Origin of the sequence: Pseudomonas sp. IPO3749 (genome assembly GCF_013386605.1) — a bacterium.
Taxonomy (GTDB): domain Bacteria; phylum Pseudomonadota; class Gammaproteobacteria; order Pseudomonadales; family Pseudomonadaceae; genus Aquipseudomonas; species Aquipseudomonas azotoformans_A.
In genome coordinates this window covers 1-20,761 of sequence record NZ_JACARN010000071.1, presented here as the reverse complement: position 1 = coordinate 20,761, position 20,761 = coordinate 1, and the positions used below count along the sequence as shown (strand labels likewise).

The following is a 20,761-nucleotide window of genomic DNA, read 5'->3' as shown; positions in this document are numbered from 1 at the left end:
CCCCTGTCTGCTAGGCTCCCGCCCCTGCGCCACCGCCTGCCTTTATATGAGACCCCCCGCGTGCCCGACGCCATTTTGCGCCTAGCCCTGCCCTCGCCCTTGCGCCGCCTGTTCGATTACCGGGCCCCGGCCGGCGTGCTGCGGGCACAGCTGCAGCCGGGCATGCGCGTGCGCGTGCCGTTTGGCCGGCGGGAGATGATCGGCATATTGGTGGAGGTCGCGGATCACAGCGAAGTCCCGGCGGAAAAGCTCAAGCCTGCGCTGGCCATGCTCGACGCCACCCCACCGCTGCCGCCCGCCCTGTTTAAGCTGTGCCTGTGGACTGCCCAGTATTACCAGCACAGCCTCGGCGATACGCTCAGTTGGGCGCTGCCAGTACTGCTGCGCCAGGGCGAACTGGCCGAAGCGCGCCAGGAACGTTTCTGGTCGATGGTGCCCGGTGCGCGCCTCGACGACCCGCGCATCGCCCGCGCCCCGCGCCAGCGTGAAGCCCTGGCGACACTGGCCCAGCACCCCCATGGCGTCGCGCATCAGCTGTTAAGCAAGCTGATGCTGAGCAAAGACAGCCTCGACCTGTTGCTCGCCAAGGGCCTGGTGCAGGTGGAAATCCGCAAGCACGCCCCGGATGCCCGCCACGAACACTGGCTGGCCCAACCGGAACTGCCGCTGAACCCCGAGCAACGCGCCGCTTATGAAGCGATTCGCGCCGGCTTCGACAGTTTCCATGCGTTCCTGCTGGCGGGCGTCACCGGCAGCGGCAAGACCGAAGTCTATCTGCAGTTGATCCGCGAGACCCTGCAAGCCGGCAAACAGGCGCTGGTGCTGATTCCCGAGATCAACCTGGGCCCACAGACCCTGGCGCGCTTCGAACAGCGCTTCAACGCGCGCATCGCGCTGGTGCACTCGGCAGTCAATGACCGTGAGCGCCTGGAGTCCTGGCTGGCCGCACGAGATGGCGAGGCCGACATTATTATCGGCACTCGCTCGGCGCTGTTCACGCCGATGAAAAACCCCGGGCTGATCATCATCGACGAGGAGCACGACGGCTCCTATAAACAGCAGGAAGGCCTGCGTTACCACGCCCGCGACCTGGCACTGGTGCGTGCACGCCAGGAAGACATCCCGATTGTGCTGGGCTCGGCCACGCCATCCCTGGAGAGCTTGCACAACGCCTACACCGGGCGTTACGGCCTCCTGCGCCTCAACGAGCGTGCCGGCGGCGCCAAGCAGCCAAAATTCCTGCGCCTGGACGTCAAAAGCCGTCCACTGGACAGCGGGATTTCCGGGCCGATGCAACAAGCCATCGGCCAGACCCTCGCCGCTGGCCAACAGGTCCTGGTATTCCTCAACCGGCGCGGCTTTGCGCCGACCCTGCTGTGCCACGACTGCGGCTGGATGTCCGAATGCGAACGCTGCGATGCGCGTATGACCGTGCACCAGCGCTACGGCGAGCTGCGCTGCCATCATTGCGGCCATGTGGAACGCGTACCGCGCCACTGCCCGCAGTGCGGCAAAGTCGACCTGCGACCGGTGGGCGCCGGCACCGAACGGGCTGAAGAGCGCCTGGGCATTCTGTTCCCGGATTACCCGGTTTTGCGGGTCGACCGCGACAGCACCTCGCGCAAGGACGCGATGAACCAACTGTTCGCCACCATCCAGAAAGGCCACCCATGCATCCTGATCGGCACGCAGATGCTTGCCAAAGGGCACCACTTTCCACGGGTGACCCTGGTGTCGATCCTGGATGCCGACGGCGGGTTGTTCTCCGGGGATTTCCGCGCCAGCGAGCGTATGGCGCAGTTGATCGTGCAGGTTGCTGGCCGCGCAGGGCGTGCCGAAGAGCCAGGCCGGGTCATCATCCAGACCCACTTGGCCGACCATCCACTGCTGATCCAGCTGACCGAACAAGGCTACTTCGCCTTCGCCGAGCAGGCGCTGAGCGAACGTCGCGCGGCGGGCCTGCCGCCGTTTTCCCATTTGGCCCTGCTGCGCGCCGAAGCCCACAAGCCAGGGCAAGCAGAGAGTTTTCTGGATGAGGCGTGCAGCGCCGCCGAACGTTTGCTCGGCGAACTGGGCCTGAGCGGCATCGAACTGCTCGGCCCGGTGCCCGCCCCGATGGAGCGCCGCGCCGGGCGTTATCGCGCTCAGCTACTCTTGCAGGCAACCTCGCGCGCGCCCCTGCATCGGTTATTAAGTAGCTGGTTGCTTGCCCTGGAGCAAATGCCCAGCGGCCGGCAAGTGCGATGGTCATTGGACGTAGACCCGGTAGATTTGTATTAAGCCTGGCCATAGGTCCCGCGAAGGTTGGCAAGCCCGCCCTCGCCACGGATAATGCCCAGTTTTTCCACCTGCGCATCGCGCGCCGCCGCTTGCGGTCGAAAGAGAACACCATGAAAGACACCATTCGCCAGCTGATCCAACAAGCCCTCACCCAACTCGTCAACGAAGGTGTGTTGCCTGAAGGCCTGACGCCAGCGATCCAGGTGGAAAACACCCGCGACAAGACCCACGGCGACTTCGCCAGCAACATCGCGATGATGCTGTCCAAGCCTGCGGGCATGAAACCGCGCGACCTGGCAGAAAAAATCATCGCCGCGCTGCCGGCGGACGAAAGCGTGACCAAGGCTGAAATCGCCGGCCCTGGCTTCATCAACTTCTTCCAGAACACCCAGGCCCTGGCTTCGCGCCTGGATGCTGCCCTGGCCGACGCCAAGATCGGCGTGCGCAAGGCCGGCCCACTGCAACGCGTGGCGATTGACCTGTCGGCACCGAACCTGGCCAAAGAGATGCACGTGGGCCACCTGCGCTCCACCATCATCGGCGACGGCGTGGCGCGGGTCCTGGAATTCCTCGGCGACACCGTGATCCGTCAGAACCACGTGGGCGACTGGGGCACCCAGTTCGGCATGCTGATGGCCTACCTGCAGGAAAACCCGATCACCAGCAACGAGCTGTCGGACCTGGAAAACTTCTACCGCGCCGCCAAGAAGCGCTTCGACGAGTCCGAAGAATTCGCCGACCGCGCCCGTGGCCTGGTGGTCAAGCTGCAAGCCGGTGACAAGGAATGCCTGGAGCTGTGGAACCGCTTCCGTGAGATTTCCCTGTCCCATTGCCAGGAAATCTACGAGCTGCTCAACGTCAAGCTGACCATGGCCGATGTGATGGGCGAAAGTGCCTACAACGACGACCTGATCAACGTGGTCAACGACCTCAAGGCCAAAGGCCTGCTGGTAGAAAGCAACGGCGCGCAGTGCGTGTTCCTCGAAGAATTCAAGACCGCGGAAGGCGAACCGCTGCCGGTGATCATCGTCAAGGCCGATGGCGGCTATCTCTACGCCACCACCGACCTGGCCGCCGTGCGCTACCGCAGCGGCGTGCTCAAGGCTGATCGCGCGCTGTATTTCGTTGACCAGCGCCAGGCCCTGCACTTCCAGCAGGTGTTCGAAGTGGCGCGTCGCGCCGGCTTCGTCACCCACCCGATGCACATGGAACACATGGGCTTCGGCACCATGAACGGCGCCGATGGCCGCCCGTTCAAGACCCGTGACGGCGGCACCGTGAAGCTGATCGACCTGCTGACCGAAGCCCAGGAACGTGCCTACAACCTGGTGAAGGAAAAGAACCCGGAGCTGGCCGAGGCCGACCTGCGCAACATCGCCCGCGTGGTGGGCATCGGCGCGGTGAAATACGCCGACCTGTCCAAGCACCGCACCAGCGACTACAGCTTCAACTTCGAGCTGATGCTGAACTTCGAAGGCAACACCGCGCCGTACCTGTTGTACGCCTACACCCGTGTGGCGGGCGTGTTCCGCAAGCTGGGCAAGGACTTCAGCGAAGTCGAAGGCCAGATTGTGCTGGACGCCCCGCACGAACAGGAACTGGCCGCCAAGCTGGCGCAATTCGGCGAAGTGCTGAACAGCGTCGGCGAGAAAGGCACGCCGCACATCCTGTGCACTTACCTGTACGAAGTCGCCGGCCTGTTCTCCAGTTTCTACGAGAACTGCCCGATCCTCACCGCCGACGATGAAGCCCAGAAGCAAAGCCGCCTACGCCTCGCCGCGTTGGCGGGACGGACCCTCAAGCAAGGCCTGGAACTGTTGGGCCTGGAAACTCTGGAGCGTATGTAAGTTGGCTGCCAAGAAAAAACCTGCACCCAAGCGCGGCGCCAGCCGCTACCAGGCCCCGGCGAAGAAGCCTATTCCAGGCTGGTTGTGGATGGCGATCGGCCTCACCGTCGGCGCGTTTATCGTGTTCCTGATGAAGCTGGATCCGGGCAAGGGCGATGACGTCAAACGGGTCAAGCAGGAACAGCAGAAGGCCACGAAAATGGCCGAAGCCAACAAGACGGCGCCAAGCCCGACCGCACCGGTGAAGCCGAAGTACGACTTCTACACGCTGCTGCCGGAATCGGAAGTGATCGTGCCACCCGACGCCGTGCCGGAGAAAACCCTGCCGACGCCGCAGGTGCCGACCACCCCGGTCACCCCGGCGGAAGCGGCGAAAATCGACACGGCGCGCGCCCAGGCCGCGCTGGCCGGCATTACGCCGCCGCCAGCACCGCCGGTTGCCGAGACCAAAGCCGCGCCGGTGACGAAGTTCTTCCTGCAAGCGGGCTCGTTCCCGAAACAGGCGGATGCGGATCGCGTGCGGGCGCAGATCATTCTGCTGGGCCAGTCGGTGACGGTTGAGTCGGGTACGGTGAAGGAGGCGACCTGGTATCGCGTGCTGGTGGGGCCGTTCAGCAACCGTGAACAGTTGACTGTGGCGCAGAAACAACTGGCCGGCGCGGGCTTTAGCAACCTGTTGTTACAACAACGCCAGAGTCGCTGAGACTAAGAGCGCAGCAGGCCCCATGTGGGAGCGGGCTTGCTCGCGAAAGCGGTATTTCAGTCAGTATTTTCGGCGACTGACCCACCGCATTCGCGAGCAAGCCCGCTCCCACATTTTGTTTTGTGGCGTGTCAGAAAGATAAACACCACTCGTCCGCACACTGCCCTCGCGGTTGAAATCCCCCCCGCCACCCCCATATGAGTTTTCATCAGGGCATTTTCGCCCCGCTGCGTGGAGACTCTCCCCTTGACCACCATCGTTTCAGTACGTCGCCACGGCAAAGTCGTCATGGGCGGCGACGGCCAGGTTTCCCTGGGTAATACCGTGATGAAAGGCAACGCCAAGAAAGTGCGTCGCCTGTACCACGGCCAGGTTCTCGCAGGCTTTGCCGGCGCCACCGCCGACGCCTTCACCCTTTTCGAACGTTTCGAAGGCCAACTTGAGAAACACCAGGGCCACCTGGTGCGCGCGGCGGTTGAACTCGCCAAAGAATGGCGCACCGACCGTTCTCTCAGCCGACTGGAAGCCATGCTGGCCGTTGCCAACAAAGAAGCTTCCCTGATCATCACCGGCAACGGCGATGTGGTTGAGCCTGAACATGGCCTGATCGCCATGGGTTCCGGCGGTGGCTACGCCCAAGCGGCCGCCAGCGCACTGTTGAAGAAAACCGACCTGTCGGCTCGCGAAATCGTCGAGACCGCCCTGGGCATCGCCGGTGATATCTGCGTGTTCACCAACCACAACCAGACCATTGAGGAGCAGGACCTCGCCGAGTAAGCCGTAGGCTTATTCCGCTTGAGGCCGCCAAACACTATGTCCATGACTCCCCGCGAAATCGTCCATGAACTCAACCGCCATATCATCGGCCAGGACGATGCCAAGCGCGCCGTAGCCATTGCGCTGCGTAACCGCTGGCGCCGGATGCAACTGCCCGAAGAACTGCGCGTTGAAGTAACGCCCAAGAACATCCTGATGATCGGCCCGACCGGCGTCGGTAAAACCGAAATCGCCCGTCGCCTGGCCAAGCTGGCCAATGCACCGTTCATCAAGGTCGAAGCCACCAAGTTCACCGAAGTGGGCTACGTTGGCCGCGACGTCGAGTCGATCATCCGTGACCTGGCCGACGCCGCCCTGAAAATGCTGCGCGAACAGGAAGTGACCAAGGTCAGCCACCGCGCCGAAGACGCCGCCGAAGAACGCATCCTCGACGCCCTGCTGCCACCGGCACGCATGGGTTTCAACGAAGACGCCGCGCCGGCCTCGGACTCCAACACCCGCCAGCTGTTCCGCAAGCGCCTGCGTGAAGGCCAGCTGGACGACAAGGAAATCGAGATCGAAGTCGCTGAAGTCTCCGGCGTCGACATCTCCGCCCCGCCTGGCATGGAAGAAATGACCAGCCAGTTGCAGAACCTGTTCGCCAACATGGGCAAGGGCAAGAAGAAAAGCCGCAAGCTCAAGGTGAAGGAAGCGCTGAAACTGGTGCGCGACGAAGAAGCCGGGCGCCTGGTGAATGAGGAAGAACTCAAGGCCAAGGCCCTGGAAGCGGTCGAGCAGCACGGCATCGTGTTTATCGACGAGATCGACAAAGTCGCCAAGCGCGGCAATTCCGGCGGCGTCGATGTGTCCCGCGAAGGCGTACAGCGCGACCTGCTGCCGCTGATCGAAGGCTGCACGGTGAACACCAAGCTGGGCATGGTCAAGACCGACCACATCCTGTTTATCGCCTCCGGCGCGTTCCACCTGAGCAAGCCAAGCGACCTGGTGCCGGAGCTGCAAGGCCGCCTGCCGATCCGCGTGGAGCTCAAGGCGCTGACCCCAGGCGACTTCGAGCGCATCCTCAGCGAGCCGCACGCGTCGCTCACCGAGCAATACCGTGAGCTGCTGAAAACCGAAGGCTTGGGTATCGAATTCCAAGCGGACGGCATCAAGCGCCTGGCGGAGATCGCCTGGCAGGTCAACGAGAAGACCGAGAACATCGGTGCCCGTCGTTTGCACACCTTGCTGGAGCGTTTGCTGGAGGAAGTGTCCTTCAGTGCTGGCGACCTGGCTGGCGCGCAAAATGGCGAAGTGATCAAGATCGACGCTGAATACGTCAACAGCCACTTGGGCGAATTGGCGCAGAACGAAGATCTGTCTCGTTATATCCTGTAAGTCATCTCCCTGCGACGGCGGGCTCTTGTGGCGAGGGAGCTTGCTCCCGCTGGAGTGCGAAGCGCTCCCAAGATTTTGGGGCCGCTGCGCAGCCCAGCGGGAGCAAGCTCCCTCGCCACATATACCAGCCATACTGGACGACTTGCGCCATGACTAAATTCCCCACCGCTGTAAACCTGCACAAAACCTCCAACACCCTTGGCCTCACCTACGGGCCCGACGAGGTGTACCAACTCCCCGCCGAACTGCTGCGCACCCACTCGCCTTCCGCCGAGGTCCAGGGGCACGGCAAACCGATCCTGCAATTCGGCAAGCTCAATGTGCGGTTGATCAAGATCGAACCGGCCGGCCAGTACGCACTGAAATTGACCTTCGACGACGGTCATGACAGCGGACTGTTCACCTGGGACTACCTCTACCAGCTCGCCGTGCGCCAAGACGCGTTGTGGGTCGATTATCTGGCCGAACTCAAAGCCGCTGGCAAAACCCGCGATCCGGATCAGTCGGTCGTGCGGCTGATGCTCTAGCCCAGGCCTCTTGCTCTTTAGAGGGCATTTTCTAATTTCATCTGCTTGAATGCCCTGTCGCGTGACCAACGATTGGTCCGCTTGCGAAAAAAATTAAACTCGGGTAACCAATGGAGCTGGCAAGTTCCCTGCATTTGACGATGCGGTATCAACGGTCACCCGAGTCGCAGTACCAGGCTTGTGTTGTGTATCGAAACTGGGTGCGCAGCGGTCCCCGGTACTCGTCTTTCGGACAATGGAGCGTCGTAGATGAGTAACAAGAACAACGATGACTTGAAACGCCAGGCCTCGGAAAACACCCTGGGGCTCAACCCGATCATCGCGTTACGTAAAAAGGATTTACTCGCCTCGGCGAAGATGGTGCTGACCCAAGCCATCAAACAACCGCTGCACAGCGTCAAGCACGTCGCGCATTTTGGCGTCGAGTTGAAGAACGTGATGTTCGGCAAATCCGCGTTGGTACCCGAGAACGACGACCGTCGCTTCCAGGACCCGGCCTGGAGCCAGAACCCGCTCTACAAACGCTACCTGCAAACCTACCTGGCGTGGCGCAAGGAACTGCACGACTGGATCGGCGACAGCAACCTGTCGGAACAGGACATCAGCCGTGGTCACTTTGTGATCAACCTGATGACTGAAGCCATGGCCCCTACTAACAGCGCGGCCAACCCGGCGGCGGTCAAACGTTTCTTTGAAACCGGCGGCAAGAGCCTGCTCGATGGCCTGTCCCACCTGGCCAAGGACATGGTGCATAACGGCGGCATGCCGAGCCAGGTCAACATGGGCGCCTTTGAAGTGGGCAAGACCCTGGGCACGACCGAAGGCGCCGTGGTGTTTCGCAACGACGTGCTGGAGCTGATCCAGTACAAGCCGATCACCGAACAGGTGCACGAACGCCCGCTGCTGGTAGTGCCGCCGCAGATCAACAAATTCTATGTATTCGACCTGAGCCCTGAGAAGAGCCTGGCGCGCTTCTGCCTGCGCAATAACCAGCAGACTTTTATCGTCAGCTGGCGCAACCCGACCAAGGCCCAGCGCGAGTGGGGCCTGTCGACCTATATCGAGGCGCTCAAGGAAGCGGTGGATGTGGTCACGGCGATTACCGGCAGCAAAGATGTGAACATGCTCGGCGCCTGCTCGGGGGGTATCACCTGCACCGCCCTGCTCGGCCACTACGCGGCGCTGGGAGAGAAGAAGGTCAACGCCCTGACCCTGCTGGTGAGTGTGCTCGACACCACGCTGGACACCCAGGTAGCGCTGTTCGTCGACGAACAGACCCTGGAAGCGGCCAAGCGCCACTCCTACCAGGCCGGCGTGCTGGAAGGCCGCGACATGGCCAAGGTGTTTGCCTGGATGCGGCCCAACGACCTGATCTGGAACTACTGGGTCAACAACTACCTGCTGGGCAATGAGCCGCCGGTGTTCGACATCCTGTTCTGGAACAACGACACCACGCGTCTGCCAGCGGCTTTCCACGGTGACCTGATCGAGCTGTTCAAGAACAACCCACTGGTGCGCGCCAACGCACTGGAAGTGTGCGGCACGCCCATCGACCTCAAGCAGGTCACCGCCGATATCTATTCCCTGGCTGGCACCAACGACCACATTACGCCGTGGCAGTCGTGCTACAAGTCGGCGCAGTTGTTTGGCGGCAAGGTGGAGTTCGTGCTGTCCAGCAGCGGGCATATCCAGAGCATCCTCAACCCGCCGGGCAACCCCAAGGCGCGCTACCAGACCAGCGACAGCCTGACGGCGAAGCCCCTGGAATGGCAGGAGAATGCGACCAAGCATACCGATTCGTGGTGGTTGCATTGGCAAGCCTGGCAGGCGGAACGGGCGGGCAAGTTGAAGAAAGCCCCGACGGCGCTGGGTAATAAAACGTACGCCGCAGCCGAAGCAGCACCGGGCACATACGTACATGAACGCTAGATTGAAATGAGATCCAAATGTGGGAGCGGGCTTGCTCGCGAACGCGGTCCATCAGTATCAAATGTACTGACTGACACACTGCTTTCGCGAGCAAGCCCGCTCCCACATTTAGACCGCATTCCGGCTGTCACACTTCACAGGGCTTGAGCATGCCGCAACCGTTCATCTTCCGCACCATCGACCTGGATGGCCAGACCATCCGCACGGCGGTGCGCCCGGGCAAGCCTCACTTGACGCCGTTGCTGATCTTCAATGGCATCGGCGCCAACCTTGAGTTGGTGTTTCCGTTCGTCCAGGCGTTGGACCCGGACCTGGAAGTGATCGCGTTCGATGTGCCCGGCGTGGGCGGTTCCTCCACACCCAATCGACCGTACCGTTTTCCCGGCCTGGCCAAGCTCACCGCACGCATGCTCGACTACCTGGACTATGGCCAGGTGAACGCGGTGGGTGTGTCCTGGGGTGGCGCGTTGGCACAGCAATTTGCCTACGACTACCCGGAGCGCTGCAAGAAGCTGATCCTGGCGGCCACGGCGGCGGGTGCGGTGATGGTGCCGGGCAAGCCGAAAGTGTTGTGGTTGATGGCCAGCCCGCGCCGTTACATCCAACCGTCCCATGTGGTGCGCATCGCGCCGATGATCTACGGCGGCTCGTTCCGCCGCGACTCCAAGCTCGCCGCCGAACACGCGAGCAAAGTGCGCTCGGCCGGCAAGCTGGGTTACTACTGGCAGCTGTTCGCCGGGTTGGGCTGGACCAGCATCCACTGGCTGCACAAGATCCGCCAACCCACCCTGGTGCTGGCCGGGGACGACGACCCGCTGATCCCGCTGATCAACATGCGCATGCTGGCCTGGCGCATTCCCAATGCACAGTTGCACATAATCGATGACGGCCACCTGTTCCTGATCACCCGGGCGGAAGCCGTGGCGCCGATCATCATGAAATTTCTCGAAGAGGAGCGCATGCGCGCGGTGATCCATCCGCGACCGGCCGTGTAAGGACCGCACCGCCGCGCAACTTGCCAGGAACCGGCTATGGTTCTGAATTGGCGTGCCTGTTTGATGGCTTGACGAAGGAGTGTTGGCTCATGCGAGAAAGACCCGTGACGAACCCGGCGCCCACCCCTGCCGCGTTCATCAATGCGCAAAATGCGATCACCGGCCTGCGCGGTCGGGACCTGCTGTCGACCCTGCGCAGCGTGGCCGCCCACGGCTTGCGCAACCCAGTGCATACCGCTCGCCATGCCTGGGCGTTGAGCGGTCAACTGGGCCGCGTGCTGCTCGGTGAAACCGTGCACGAACCCAACCCCAACGACGGCCGCTTCACCGACCCCACCTGGAAACTCAACCCGCTGTACCGGCGTAGCCTGCAAGCCTATTTGAGCTGGCAGAAGCAGACCCGTCACTGGATCGATGACAGCAACCTGAGCGCCGATGACCGCGCCCGAGCGCATTTTGCTTTTTCGTTGATCAACGATGCGGTTTCCCCTTCCAACACCCTGCTCAACCCGCTGGCGATCAAGGAACTGCTCAATTCCGGCGGCAACAGCGTGGTGCGCGGAGTGACCAACCTGTTCGAAGACCTGCTGCACAACAATGGCCTGCCGCGCCAGGTGAGCAAACACGCCTTCGAGGTGGGCAAGACGGTCGCCACCACCCCAGGCTCGGTGGTGTTTCGCAATGAGCTGCTGGAGTTGATCCAGTACAAGCCCATGAGCGAAAAACAGTACGCCAAGCCGCTGTTGATCGTGCCGCCGCAAATCAACAAGTACTACATTTTCGACTTGAGCCCGGCCAACAGCTTTGTGCAGTACGCCCTGAAAAATGGCCTGCAGACGTTCATGGTCAGCTGGCGCAACCCGGACGTGCGGCATCGCGAATGGGGCTTGTCCACCTACGTCGCTGCGCAGGAAGAAGCCCTCAACGTGTGCCGCGCCATCACCGGCGCCCGTGAGGTCAACCTGATGGGCGCCTGCGCCGGTGGCCTGACCATCGCTGCGCTGCAAGGCCACTTGCAGGCCAAGCGCCAGTTGCGTCGTATCTCCAGCGCCAGCTACCTGGTGAGCCTGCTGGACAGCCAGATCGACAGCCCCGCCACCCTGTTCGCTGATGAACAAACCCTGGAAGCCGCCAAGCGCCGGTCTTATCAGCAAGGCGTGCTGGACGGCCGCGACATGGCCAAGGTGTTCGCCTGGATGCGCCCCAATGACCTGATCTGGAACTACTGGATCAACAACTACCTGCTGGGCAAGGAACCGCCGGCTTTCGACATCCTGTACTGGAACAACGACAACACGCGCCTGCCCGCAGCGCTGCACGGTGACCTGCTGGACTTCTTCAAGCACAACCCGCTGAGCCATCCAGGCGGCCTGGAAGTGTGTGGCACGCCGATCGATTTGCAGAAGGTCACGGTGGACAGCTTCAGTGTGGCGGGCATCAATGACCACATCACGCCGTGGGACGCGGTGTATCGCTCCACCCAATTGCTGGGCGGCGAGCGGCGCTTCGTGCTGTCCAACAGCGGGCATATCCAGAGCATTCTCAACCCGCCGGGCAACCCCAAGGCCAACTACGTCGAGAACCCCAAGCTGAGCAGCGACCCGCGCGCCTGGTACTACGACGCCAACCACGTCGAAGGCAGCTGGTGGCCGCAGTGGCTGGACTGGATCCAGCAGCGCTCCGGCGCGCAACGGGAAACCCTTACCGCCCTGGGCAACCAGAATTACCCACCGATGGAAGCGGCGCCCGGCACCTATGTGCGCGTGCGCTGAGCTCAACGATCACATTAAGAAGACTGGATGAAGACCCGCGACCGTATCCTTGAATGTGCCCTGCAATTGTTCAACCAGAAGGGCGAACCGAACGTGTCGACCATGGAGGTGGCCAATGAAATGGGGATCAGCCCCGGCAACCTCTACTACCACTTCCATGGCAAGGAACCGTTGGTGCTCGGGTTGTTCGAGCGTTTCCAGAATGAGTTGGCGCCCCTGCTCGACCCTCCCGCGGACGCGCAACTGGAAGCCGAGGATTACTGGCTGTTCCTGCACCTGATCGTCGAGCGCATGGCGCATTACCGGTTCTTGTTCCAGGACTTGTCGAACCTGGCGGGACGCCTGCCAAAGCTGGCCAAGGGCATTCGCAACCTGCTGACGGCGCTCAAACGGACCTTGGCGTCTCTGCTGGCACGGCTCAAGGCCGCCGGGCAGTTGGTCAGCGACACCCAGGCGCTGGGGCAACTGGTTGAGCAAATCACCATGACCTTGCTGTTCTCCCTGGATTACCAGCGGATTCTCGATCGCGAAGGTGAGGTGCAAGTGGTGATCTACCAGATCATGATGCTGGTGGCGCCCCATCTGCAGTCGCCGGCACGACAGGCCACAGAGCAATGGGCGCTGCGTTATCTGGACAATCCGACTTAAAGACTCATTGAAATCAATCAGGTCGACCAAACTGTTTAGTGAACATGAAAAGTTCACTGTCGGTCCTGATCCCCAGCTTTCGATAAGCCGATTGTTTTTGTGTACTGATGGTACTTGCACTGCGCGAAAACTTTGCCGCAATTGAGTTCACGGACATGCCATCCAAAAAACAACGCAATACTTCTTGTTCTTTGGGCGTTAAAGAGCCACTTAATCGCAACGGCATAGCCGTTTCAAGTTTCGATTCGATATTCATCTGCCACAAAGCAGACTCCCCCTCCTGCAATACCGACAACATGCCGCGTTGCAGGTAAATCCGCCCTTGGGCGACGGTTCGAATAGCCACGACCAATTCCGTGAGCTGTTGGGTCTTGCCCAGTACCCCCAGGCTGCCAGCCTTTAGCGCCAGCGTGACCCTTGCACGTGTGCAGTGCGACGACACAACGAGCACCTTGCAGCGCTTAAAGCGCCGGCTCAGCATCTGGATCAGGCTGAGGCCATCGATGTCCGACGGCCCCAGCGTAAAGTCCATCACCACCACATCCACAGGTCGCTGTGTGAGCGCATCCAGTAACGCCCTGGACGTGCTGAATGAGCCGATAACGTCCAGATCGGTCTCTTTACGCAGGCCCAGTTCGATCCCCTGTCGAACCATCTCGTGATCATCCAACAACATGATGGTGTGCATATCGGCCACCAGAAAGTTCGCCAAAGTAGGTACAACTTAGTTCAAATACGCTCATTGCACGAACAGGGTATAGCGCAGCTTTTTTGATGCTTCAACATAGGAAAATCAACTCGACCCGCCCTTACAACTTAATCCTACATATATGCCTTACACCTGATTCTTACAGACGCAGACCCATACAATTGTTTTAATTAATATTTTGGACTTCGAACAATTACGAGATAAATCTCGTTACATCTCTATAGGCATCGTTAACGTTCCCAGCCAAATTAGAGCTCCCCGCAATTCGGTAAAAAAACGAAACAAATTACCGATGCAGCACATCACTGTGCGGCGGATTACTCAAATAACGCACGATTGGGAGCTCTATGACAGTCAACACTTTCTCCACCCTTGCCGCCGCACTTGCCTTGGCTGCGGCCGTTTCGCAAACGGCACACGCCGCCAACGACGGAACCATCAATTTCACCGGGCTGGTGAACGATACGACCTGCACCATCGAAGGCGCAGCGCCGGGCACCGGTGCCGTGGTCAAAGACGTCAACCTCGGCGGTGTGTCTGCCGCACGCCTGGCGAAACCGGGTGATCGCGCCAACCTCACCGGTTTCACCATTCGCATTGGCGCGCCTGGCGAAGGTGGCTGCACCAACGGTCGCACCGCGATGGTTGCCTTCGACCCCACCAGCCCGGCCATTGATGTGGCAACCGGACGCTTGAACATCGACGGCTACGATGACCCGTCCGACACCACCAACGCCAAGAACGTACAGGTTGAAGTGACGAACCGGAACGGCTCGCCAATCAACGTCTACACCGAAAAATCCGAAGGCGTGGTGATCACCGACAACCAGGCGGTCATCCCACTGGCCGCGCAGATGTACGCCAGCGGTGCCGCAACTGAAGGCACGGTCAAGACCCGCGTCGGCTTCATGGTCGTGTACGACAACTAAACCGCAAGCGGGCCTGCAGTTGCCAGGCAGGCCCATCCGCCTGATTCGTAGAGAACATTGAGCATGAAAAAGCTGGTCTGCCTCGCGCTTGCCACCTGGGGTATCGCAGGGTTACTGCTGCACGCATTTCCCGCCCAGGCTGGGGTCATTATCTATGGCACCCGCGTGATCTACCCCGCCGATCAGCAGGAAGTGGTCGTGCGCCTGGAAAACAAAGGTGACCGCCCGGCCCTGGTACAAACCTGGCTGGACACGGGCGACATCCGCTCCACGCCAGCCACGGCGCAGACACCGTTTACCCTTTCGCCACCGATCTTCCGCATCGAGCCGCACCAGCAACAGGCGCTGCGCCTGCGCTATTCCGGGGAGGCCGCGGCCACCGACCGCGAAAGCCTGTACTGGCTGAACGTGCTGGAAGTCCCGCCGCTGACCGCCGGTGCCGAACAGAACAACCAGATCGAATTGGCCTTTCGCACCCGCTTGCGGGTGTTTCTGCGACCGCAGGCATTGCCCTACTCGGTGGGCAGCGCGGCGTCCAAGTTGCAATGGAAACTGGTTGCCCACCACCAGGGCTATGCCCTGCAAGCGACCAACCCCACGCCCTACCATGTTTCCCTGAGTTCAGTGGTCTTGGTGAGCGAAGGAAGACGCTTCGGCAAAGCCGCCAACAAGGAAGCCAACGACAGCCTGATGATGCCGGCCGGCGACGTGAAAGTATTCGCGCTGCCGTCGCTGCGCGAACGCCCTAACGGTGCGCTCAAGGTCGAATTCACCGCCGTCAGCGACTTCGGTGCCCGCGTTCGCCACTCGGCAGACCTTACGCCTCCAGTCGCCGGGTAACAGACCATGAACGCCGTTTTCGCTTCACACCTGTCGGCCCGCCTCATCGCGTTGGCCTTTGCACTGCTGAGCGCCGCCGCGCAGGCCAGCGTGGTCATCAGCAGCACCCGGATCATCTACCCACAGGACGACAAGGAGGTGACGGTCAGGCTGGAAAGCAAGAACCAGGCGCCCGTGCTGATCCAGGTGTGGCTGGACAGCGGTGACGAACACTCCACCCCGGATCGGGCCACGGTGCCGTTTATCGCCACGCCGCCGATCTTTCGTATGGAACCGGGCAAGCAACAGGTTCTACGCCTGGCGTACACGGGTGACAGCCTGCCGACGGAACGGGAAAGCCTGTTCTGGTTCAACCTGCTGGAGGTGCCCGCGCATTCCCAGGAGGCCAATCAGCTGCAACTGGCCTTCCGTTCGCGGATCAAGCTGTTTTTCCGGCCACCGAACCTGCCGTATGGCGTCGACGCCGCGCCCGGAAAACTGCAATGGCGGCGTGAGTCGACCGAGCACGGCCAGGCCTTGGAAGTCTATAACCCCACGCCCTATCACGTGACCTTCGAGCAGGTCGACGTACTGGACGCTCAGCAGCGTCATGCACGCAAACCCTCGGCTTCTGGTGCCGGGAACATGGTGCCGCCTGGCGGTCGCACGCGTTTTGAACTACCCAGCCTCAAAAAACCGTCGGGCAGCGCCGCCACCGTGGAGTTCCAGACGCTCGACGACTACGGCGTGCGCAGCACCCACAGCAGCCCGCTCTCGACATGACCCACACGGCCAGTCTGGCCGACGACTGACCTCACCGCACACGTTCGTCTGATGCCCATTTCTCGGGGCAGGGCTTTGCTTTGCCCGAATTCGGACAGCGCCCACTTTTTGGAAAGGGTACACATGAGTCTGAACACCCACGCCAGCCCGAACAGCTGGCCCCTTGCACGTCATCGTTGGACGCTGATGACGCGCTGCCTTTGGCTGCTGAGCAGCGCCTATGTCGTGGTCGCCCAAGGTGCCGAGAACGTGGGGTTCAACCCCGCCTTCTTTCCGGATGGCGTGGGCGGCCGGCAGGTCGATATCGCCAAATTCAGCCAGGGCAACGTGGTGCTGCCCGGCAGTTACCGCACCGACGTTTATCTCAATGGCCAGTGGATCGGCCGTGAATCCCTGACGTTCGTCGCGGTCAAGGGCCGGGACGCTGCACAGATGTGCCTGGAGCGGGACGCCGTGCTCAGGTTTGGCATCGACTTGGAAGCGCCGCACAATCAACCCGCCGAAGCGGGTCAGGCGCCTATTCCCGCATTCGCCCCCTGCGAAGACATTGCAACCTACCTGCCAGGCAGCACCGCTCAATTCGACTCGGGCGAAAACCGCCTGGCGTTGCAGGTTCCACAGATCTACCTGGCGCGCAAAGCGCGCGGGTATGTCGACCCCAAACACTGGGACGGTGGGGTCGATGCGGCGTTTGTGCGCTACAACGCCAACACCTTCACGACGCGCACAAAGGGTCGCTCCATCGACTCTCATTACTTGGGCCTGAACACCGGGCTCAACCTGGGTGGCTGGCACTGGCGCCACAACGGCAGCTTCAGCCAGAGCGATGCCGTCGCGGGCTACCAGGGCAGCAGCACCTATGTGCAGCGCGAATTGAGCCCGTTGCGATCACAGCTGATGGTCGGCGAGATCTACACCCCAGGCCAGCTCTTCGACAGCGTGCGCCTGCGCGGCGCCAGCCTGTTCAGCGATGATCGGATGCTGCCGGATTCCCAGACCGGCTTTGCCCCGGTCGTGCGCGGCATCGCCGAGACCAACGCGCGGGTCACCGTGCGTCAGCGCGGTGTGTTGCTGGATGAAGTGTCGGTCGCGCCTGGCCCGTTCGTGCTCAACGACTTGTTTGCCACCGGCTATGGCGGCGACTTGACCGTCACAGTGACCGAGGCCGATGGCCGTCAGCGCGAATTCATCGTGCCGTTCGCCGCCAACGCCAACCTGTTGCGCACCGGCCACAGCCGCTATTCGCTGAGCGCCGGCTTGCTCGACGAAATCGGCCTGCGCCATCCCCCAAGGCTGATGCAAGCCACTTACCAGCACGGCCTCAGTAACCTGCTGACCGGCTACACCGGGGCGGTGGCGGGTGACGACTATCTGTCGCAGCTGCTGGGGGCGGCGTTCAACACACCGTATGGCGCACTGTCCCTTGACCTGACCCACTCGAACGCAGCGCTGCCAGGCCACGGCGCTCGCCAAGGGCAAAGCCTGCAGTTGCGCTACAGCAAGAACTTCACCGACACCGGCACCCACTTTGCCCTCGGCGCCTACCGCTACTCCACGCAAGGCTTTCTGAGCGTCGCCGACGCTGCACGGGTTCGCGACCTCGCCATCGACGGGAACAACCTGGATAACGTCTCGCGCCTGCGCGACCGGATGGACATCAGCCTCAACCAAGGCCTGGCGAACGGTACGGTCTACCTGACCGGTTCCTCGCAAAACTACTGGAACCGCAGCAGCGGCAACCTGACCTTCACCACCGGCTACAGCGGCAGTTGGAAGGGCTTGCACTACACCGTCAGCGCCCAGCGCAGCAAGGATCTGCTGAGTGAGCGGGTCGACAAACAAGTGGAACTGACCCTGAGTCTGCCCCTGGGCAGCGACGCTCGCTCCCCCACCCTGACCACCACCGCCTATCGCGGCGATCAAAGCAGCGGTGAGCGGATGAACCTCGGCGGCACCCTGGGCGAACGCAGCCAATTCAGCTACGGCGTGGGCGGCAGCCGTACGCAGGGCAGCAGCAACTCAGTGACCGCCGACATGAAATACCAGGCCAGCCATGGCGTGCTGTCCGCAGGTTTCGGGCAAAGCACTGCTTACCGCGCAACCTCCCTCGGCATGACCGGCGGCATCGTCGCCCACGCCGATGGCGTGATTTTCGCCCCGGAACTGGGCGACACCCTTGGCATCGTCCAGGCGCCTGATGCGCAGGGTGCGCGGATCAACGGCAACCACGGCGCCCAGGTCGGCAAGCGCGGTTATGCCGTGGTGCCCCACCTCACTCCCTATCGCCAGAACGTGGTCGAGTTGGACCCCAAGGACCTGTCCGTCGACGTAGAGCTCAAGACCGCCGCGCAAAACGTCGCACCCCGTGCGGGCTCGGTGGTGAAGCTGCAATTCGACACGGTCAGCGGCCAGGCGATCTTGATCACGGCCCTGCGCGAGGACGGTAGCTCGCTGCCTTTCGGTTCGGATGTGTTCGATGAAGACGGCTCCAGCGTGGGCATTGTCGGGCAAGGCGGTAAAGCCTTTGTGCGGGTCTCTCGCCCGCAGGGGCAGTTGAAGGTCAAGTGGGGGGCCAATGCTTCTTGCCGGTTGCAATACGGCGTGGGCCCGCAGCGGGGGCCGGCGGGCGGCAACCGATTGCGCCATCTGGACGCAGGCACTTGCCAAGCCGCGGCCAACGGTTGATCAGGCGCGCTCGAACGCCCTACTTCTTACTACGGGACTGAAGATGAAACACTCCACCAAATTCGTGTTGACCGTGCTGAGCCTGCCGCTGACCGCTCAAGCGTATTGCGATCGGTATCCAGACTCGACGATGATCCTCAATCTGCCGGCGACCATCACGGTGCCGAACAGTCTGCCTGACGGGAGCCTCATCACCAGCCAGGCCTTCAGCGGTCCTTCTCCGGCCTTCGTCGCCAATTGCCCTGTGGCTGTGCGCCGATGGTATGTCGGGCGATACCCGGACCAGCGATACCCAGGCTCCCTCATCTACCGCACCGAAGTCCCCGGTATTGGCGTACGCATTTCCCTGACGTGGGCCGACGGCGCCAACGAAGCGTTCTTCGCCATTCACACCCAGCCGCCCCAGCAGGTATACGGCAAGATCCCCAGCTACACCTCTGCGACGGCGCACTTTTACAAAATGGGGCCTGTCACAGACGGAACGATCCCGGCCGGAAATCTCTGGGAGCACCGCTGGATACACACCCCAGAGGTTTACCGCCTTGACCTTGGCAACGCGGTGCGCTTTGTCAGGCCCGCCGCCACCTGCGACCTGGCCGCCGGTGACGTCAACCGCACGATCACGCTCCCCACGATACAAGCCAGCGCCTTGAAGGACGTTGTCTACGCGGGCGTACATGACTTCGAGTTGACCGCCCAGTGCAGCGACGCGGCCAACGTCACATTCCGTTTCAGCGGCACCCCGGCGCCGGGCAACCCCCTGCTCTTCGACAACACCGGCACTGCCGGCGGCGTAGACCTGTGGCTGTACTCACGCCTCAACGGCGTGCCCCAGACCATCAGCGCCAACGAGGAACGCACCGTGGCGGTGTCCGGCGACCGCGCGGTCTTGCCACTTAGCGCCGCGTATCACAAAAACGGCACGGTCAGCCAAGGCTCCCTGGCCAGTACCGCCACCGTCAACATCACCTACAACTGAAACCTGAGGAAAACCCGATGTACCTACGCAGCATTCCCCTTCTGTTGGCAATGACCGGCGGGCTCGCCAGCTTCAGCGCCCAGGCCGCGACAACCGGCACGTTGACCTTTGCCGGGCAGGTCGACGCCGGCACCTGCAACCTGGCCGCCGGCGACGAGAACCGCACCCTTACCTTGCCAACCATCAAGATTTCCGACCTGGACGCGACCCCCTCCGCCGGGCAGCTCGATTTCGAGGTCTCCGCCGACTGTGAATCCGATATCCGCAACGTGATCTTCCTGTTTACCGGCACGCCCTCAGCGGGGAATGGCGAATTATTTGCCAATACCGGTGGCTCGAAAGGCACCGCGCTGTTACTGGCGCATCGCGCACCCGCGCTTTCAACCATCCCGGCCAATGGCACCCCTGACCAGCGCAGCCGAACGGTTGCAACCAGCGGCAACAAAGCTGTCCTTGCGCTTGCAGCGGCTTACCATAAAACCGGTGAAGCCATCACTCAAGGCAGCTTGGCCAGCGCTGTGACCGTGTCTATCACTTACAACTGATACAGACGCAAAAAAATGCCCGGCCTTTGCAGGCCGGGCATTTTTTGTGTCCTGGGAAAAATCAGGACTGACTGGATGGCGTCGGGGTTGCCGGCGTTGCAGTCGGGGTCACAGCAGCAGGGGTCGGTGCGGACACCGAGTTGGCTGTGGAAGCGGTTGGCGCCGTTGCAGGCTTGGCCGCAACAGCAGGCTTGGGTGCTGCTGGTTTTTTTGCAACTGCTGGCTTCTTCGCGGCGGCTGGTTTTGCCGCTGGCTTGGCTGCAGCAGGCTTGGCAGCCGGTTTAGCGGCGGCCGGCTTGGCTGCAGGTTTCGCAGCGGCTGGCTTGGCAGCAGGTTTTGCAGCTGCAGTTTTGGCCGCAGGCTTGGCGGCTGGTTTAGCGGCGGGCTTGGCTGCTGGTTTGGCGGCTGGCTTGGCCGCAGCTTTAGCGGCCACTGGTTTAGCGGCCGGCTTGGCGGCCGG

At 61.9% G+C, this 20,761-nt stretch carries 17 protein-coding genes and 1 pseudogene; 16 read left to right on the top strand and 2 right to left on the bottom strand.

The features are described from left to right. Window positions 1-60 precede the first annotated feature (60 nt). The 10 genes from HX812_RS25245 to HX812_RS25200 all read left to right on the top strand — a co-directional run bounded on the left by HX812_RS25245 (window position 61) and on the right by HX812_RS25200 (window position 12,852). Window positions 61-2,280, top strand: coding sequence for a primosomal protein N' (locus tag HX812_RS25245; RefSeq protein WP_033897754.1), 2,220 nt, complete (start codon window positions 61-63; stop codon window positions 2,278-2,280). Between the two features lie 110 nt (window positions 2,281-2,390). Continuing rightward, complete coding sequence (gene argS, locus HX812_RS25240) at window positions 2,391-4,127, top strand: arginine--tRNA ligase (RefSeq protein ID WP_038846408.1); 1,737 nt, start codon at window positions 2,391-2,393, stop codon at window positions 4,125-4,127. Between the two features lies 1 nt (window position 4,128). Further along, a complete protein-coding gene (locus HX812_RS25235) occupies window positions 4,129-4,830 on the top strand; it encodes an SPOR domain-containing protein (protein WP_038846407.1) in 702 nt (233 codons plus the stop codon). A gap of 246 nt (window positions 4,831-5,076) precedes the next feature. Further along, entirely contained in the window at window positions 5,077-5,607 is a 531-nt protein-coding gene (gene hslV, locus HX812_RS25230; RefSeq protein ID WP_038844807.1) for an ATP-dependent protease subunit HslV, read from the top strand. Between the two features lie 36 nt (window positions 5,608-5,643). Further along, window positions 5,644-6,981: an ATP-dependent protease ATPase subunit HslU gene (gene hslU, locus HX812_RS25225; protein ID WP_038844805.1), complete on the top strand. Its 1,338-nt coding sequence runs from the start codon at window positions 5,644-5,646 to the stop codon at window positions 6,979-6,981. A 149-nt stretch (window positions 6,982-7,130) separates the two neighbouring features. Then, window positions 7,131-7,508 carry a gamma-butyrobetaine hydroxylase-like domain-containing protein gene (locus HX812_RS25220; protein ID WP_038844804.1) on the top strand — a complete coding sequence of 126 codons (378 nt, stop codon included), beginning with the start codon at window positions 7,131-7,133 and terminating at the stop codon, window positions 7,506-7,508. A 249-nt stretch (window positions 7,509-7,757) separates the two neighbouring features. Beyond that, a complete protein-coding gene (gene phaC / locus HX812_RS25215; protein WP_038844802.1) occupies window positions 7,758-9,437 on the top strand; it encodes a class II poly(R)-hydroxyalkanoic acid synthase in 1,680 nt (559 codons plus the stop codon). Window positions 9,438-9,586: 149 nt separating this feature from the next. Continuing rightward, window positions 9,587-10,432, top strand: coding sequence for a poly(3-hydroxyalkanoate) depolymerase (gene phaZ, locus HX812_RS25210; protein WP_016979176.1), 846 nt, complete (start codon window positions 9,587-9,589; stop codon window positions 10,430-10,432). A gap of 89 nt (window positions 10,433-10,521) precedes the next feature. Next, the gene (phaC, locus tag HX812_RS25205) at window positions 10,522-12,204 is read left to right on the top strand and encodes a class II poly(R)-hydroxyalkanoic acid synthase (protein ID WP_038844799.1); all 1,683 of its coding nucleotides are present in this window, start codon (window positions 10,522-10,524) and stop codon (window positions 12,202-12,204) included. A 27-nt stretch (window positions 12,205-12,231) separates the two neighbouring features. After that, a complete protein-coding gene (locus HX812_RS25200) occupies window positions 12,232-12,852 on the top strand; it encodes a TetR/AcrR family transcriptional regulator (protein ID WP_033897748.1) in 621 nt (206 codons plus the stop codon). A gap of 13 nt (window positions 12,853-12,865) precedes the next feature. On the opposite strand, the gene HX812_RS25195 is transcribed toward HX812_RS25200, so the two are convergent. Continuing rightward, a complete protein-coding gene (locus tag HX812_RS25195; RefSeq protein WP_235165415.1) occupies window positions 12,866-13,540 on the bottom strand; it encodes a response regulator transcription factor in 675 nt (224 codons plus the stop codon). 368 nt (window positions 13,541-13,908) lie between these two features. On the opposite strand from HX812_RS25195, the gene HX812_RS25190 reads away from it, so the two are divergent. The 6 genes from HX812_RS25190 (at window position 13,909) to HX812_RS25165 (ending at window position 20,301) form a co-directional block, all read left to right on the top strand. Continuing rightward, window positions 13,909-14,490, top strand: coding sequence for a fimbrial protein (locus tag HX812_RS25190; protein ID WP_038844798.1), 582 nt, complete (start codon window positions 13,909-13,911; stop codon window positions 14,488-14,490). Window positions 14,491-14,553: 63 nt separating this feature from the next. Then, window positions 14,554-15,330, top strand: a complete 777-nt coding sequence (locus HX812_RS25185; protein ID WP_038844797.1) for a molecular chaperone — start codon at window positions 14,554-14,556, stop codon at window positions 15,328-15,330. Between the two features lie 6 nt (window positions 15,331-15,336). Then, complete coding sequence (locus HX812_RS25180; RefSeq protein WP_038844796.1) at window positions 15,337-16,092, top strand: molecular chaperone; 756 nt, start codon at window positions 15,337-15,339, stop codon at window positions 16,090-16,092. Between the two features lie 123 nt (window positions 16,093-16,215). Then, window positions 16,216-18,777 (top strand): fimbria/pilus outer membrane usher protein, encoded by a 2,562-nt coding sequence (locus tag HX812_RS25175; RefSeq protein WP_038844794.1) that lies wholly within the window; start codon window positions 16,216-16,218, stop codon window positions 18,775-18,777. Window positions 18,778-18,820: 43 nt separating this feature from the next. Then, the gene (locus tag HX812_RS25170) at window positions 18,821-19,756 is read left to right on the top strand and encodes a fimbrial protein (RefSeq protein ID WP_038844792.1); all 936 of its coding nucleotides are present in this window, start codon (window positions 18,821-18,823) and stop codon (window positions 19,754-19,756) included. Between the two features lie 17 nt (window positions 19,757-19,773). Beyond that, the gene (locus tag HX812_RS25165) at window positions 19,774-20,301 is read left to right on the top strand and encodes a fimbrial protein (protein ID WP_038844790.1); all 528 of its coding nucleotides are present in this window, start codon (window positions 19,774-19,776) and stop codon (window positions 20,299-20,301) included. Between the two features lie 61 nt (window positions 20,302-20,362). Here the strand turns inward: HX812_RS25165 and HX812_RS32020 are convergent. Next, window positions 20,363-20,761 (bottom strand): annotated as a pseudogene (locus HX812_RS32020) (poly(3-hydroxyalkanoate) granule-associated protein PhaF); the annotation flags it as partial.

Coding starts and splice junctions, on each gene's coding strand:
- argS (WP_038846408.1), top strand. CDS start 2,391: ATGAAAGACACCATTCGCCAGCTGATCCAACAAGCCCTCACCCAACTC.
- hslU (WP_038844805.1), top strand. CDS start 5,644: ATGTCCATGACTCCCCGCGAAATCGTCCATGAACTCAACCGCCATATC.
- HX812_RS25220 (WP_038844804.1), top strand. CDS start 7,131: ATGACTAAATTCCCCACCGCTGTAAACCTGCACAAAACCTCCAACACC.
- phaC (WP_038844802.1), top strand. CDS start 7,758: ATGAGTAACAAGAACAACGATGACTTGAAACGCCAGGCCTCGGAAAAC.
- phaZ (WP_016979176.1), top strand. CDS start 9,587: ATGCCGCAACCGTTCATCTTCCGCACCATCGACCTGGATGGCCAGACC.
- phaC (WP_038844799.1), top strand. CDS start 10,522: ATGCGAGAAAGACCCGTGACGAACCCGGCGCCCACCCCTGCCGCGTTC.
- HX812_RS25200 (WP_033897748.1), top strand. CDS start 12,232: ATGAAGACCCGCGACCGTATCCTTGAATGTGCCCTGCAATTGTTCAAC.
- HX812_RS25195 (WP_235165415.1), bottom strand. CDS start 13,540: ATGCACACCATCATGTTGTTGGATGATCACGAGATGGTTCGACAGGGG.
- HX812_RS25190 (WP_038844798.1), top strand. CDS start 13,909: ATGACAGTCAACACTTTCTCCACCCTTGCCGCCGCACTTGCCTTGGCT.
- HX812_RS25185 (WP_038844797.1), top strand. CDS start 14,554: ATGAAAAAGCTGGTCTGCCTCGCGCTTGCCACCTGGGGTATCGCAGGG.
- HX812_RS25180 (WP_038844796.1), top strand. CDS start 15,337: ATGAACGCCGTTTTCGCTTCACACCTGTCGGCCCGCCTCATCGCGTTG.
- HX812_RS25175 (WP_038844794.1), top strand. CDS start 16,216: ATGAGTCTGAACACCCACGCCAGCCCGAACAGCTGGCCCCTTGCACGT.
- HX812_RS25170 (WP_038844792.1), top strand. CDS start 18,821: ATGAAACACTCCACCAAATTCGTGTTGACCGTGCTGAGCCTGCCGCTG.
- HX812_RS25165 (WP_038844790.1), top strand. CDS start 19,774: ATGTACCTACGCAGCATTCCCCTTCTGTTGGCAATGACCGGCGGGCTC.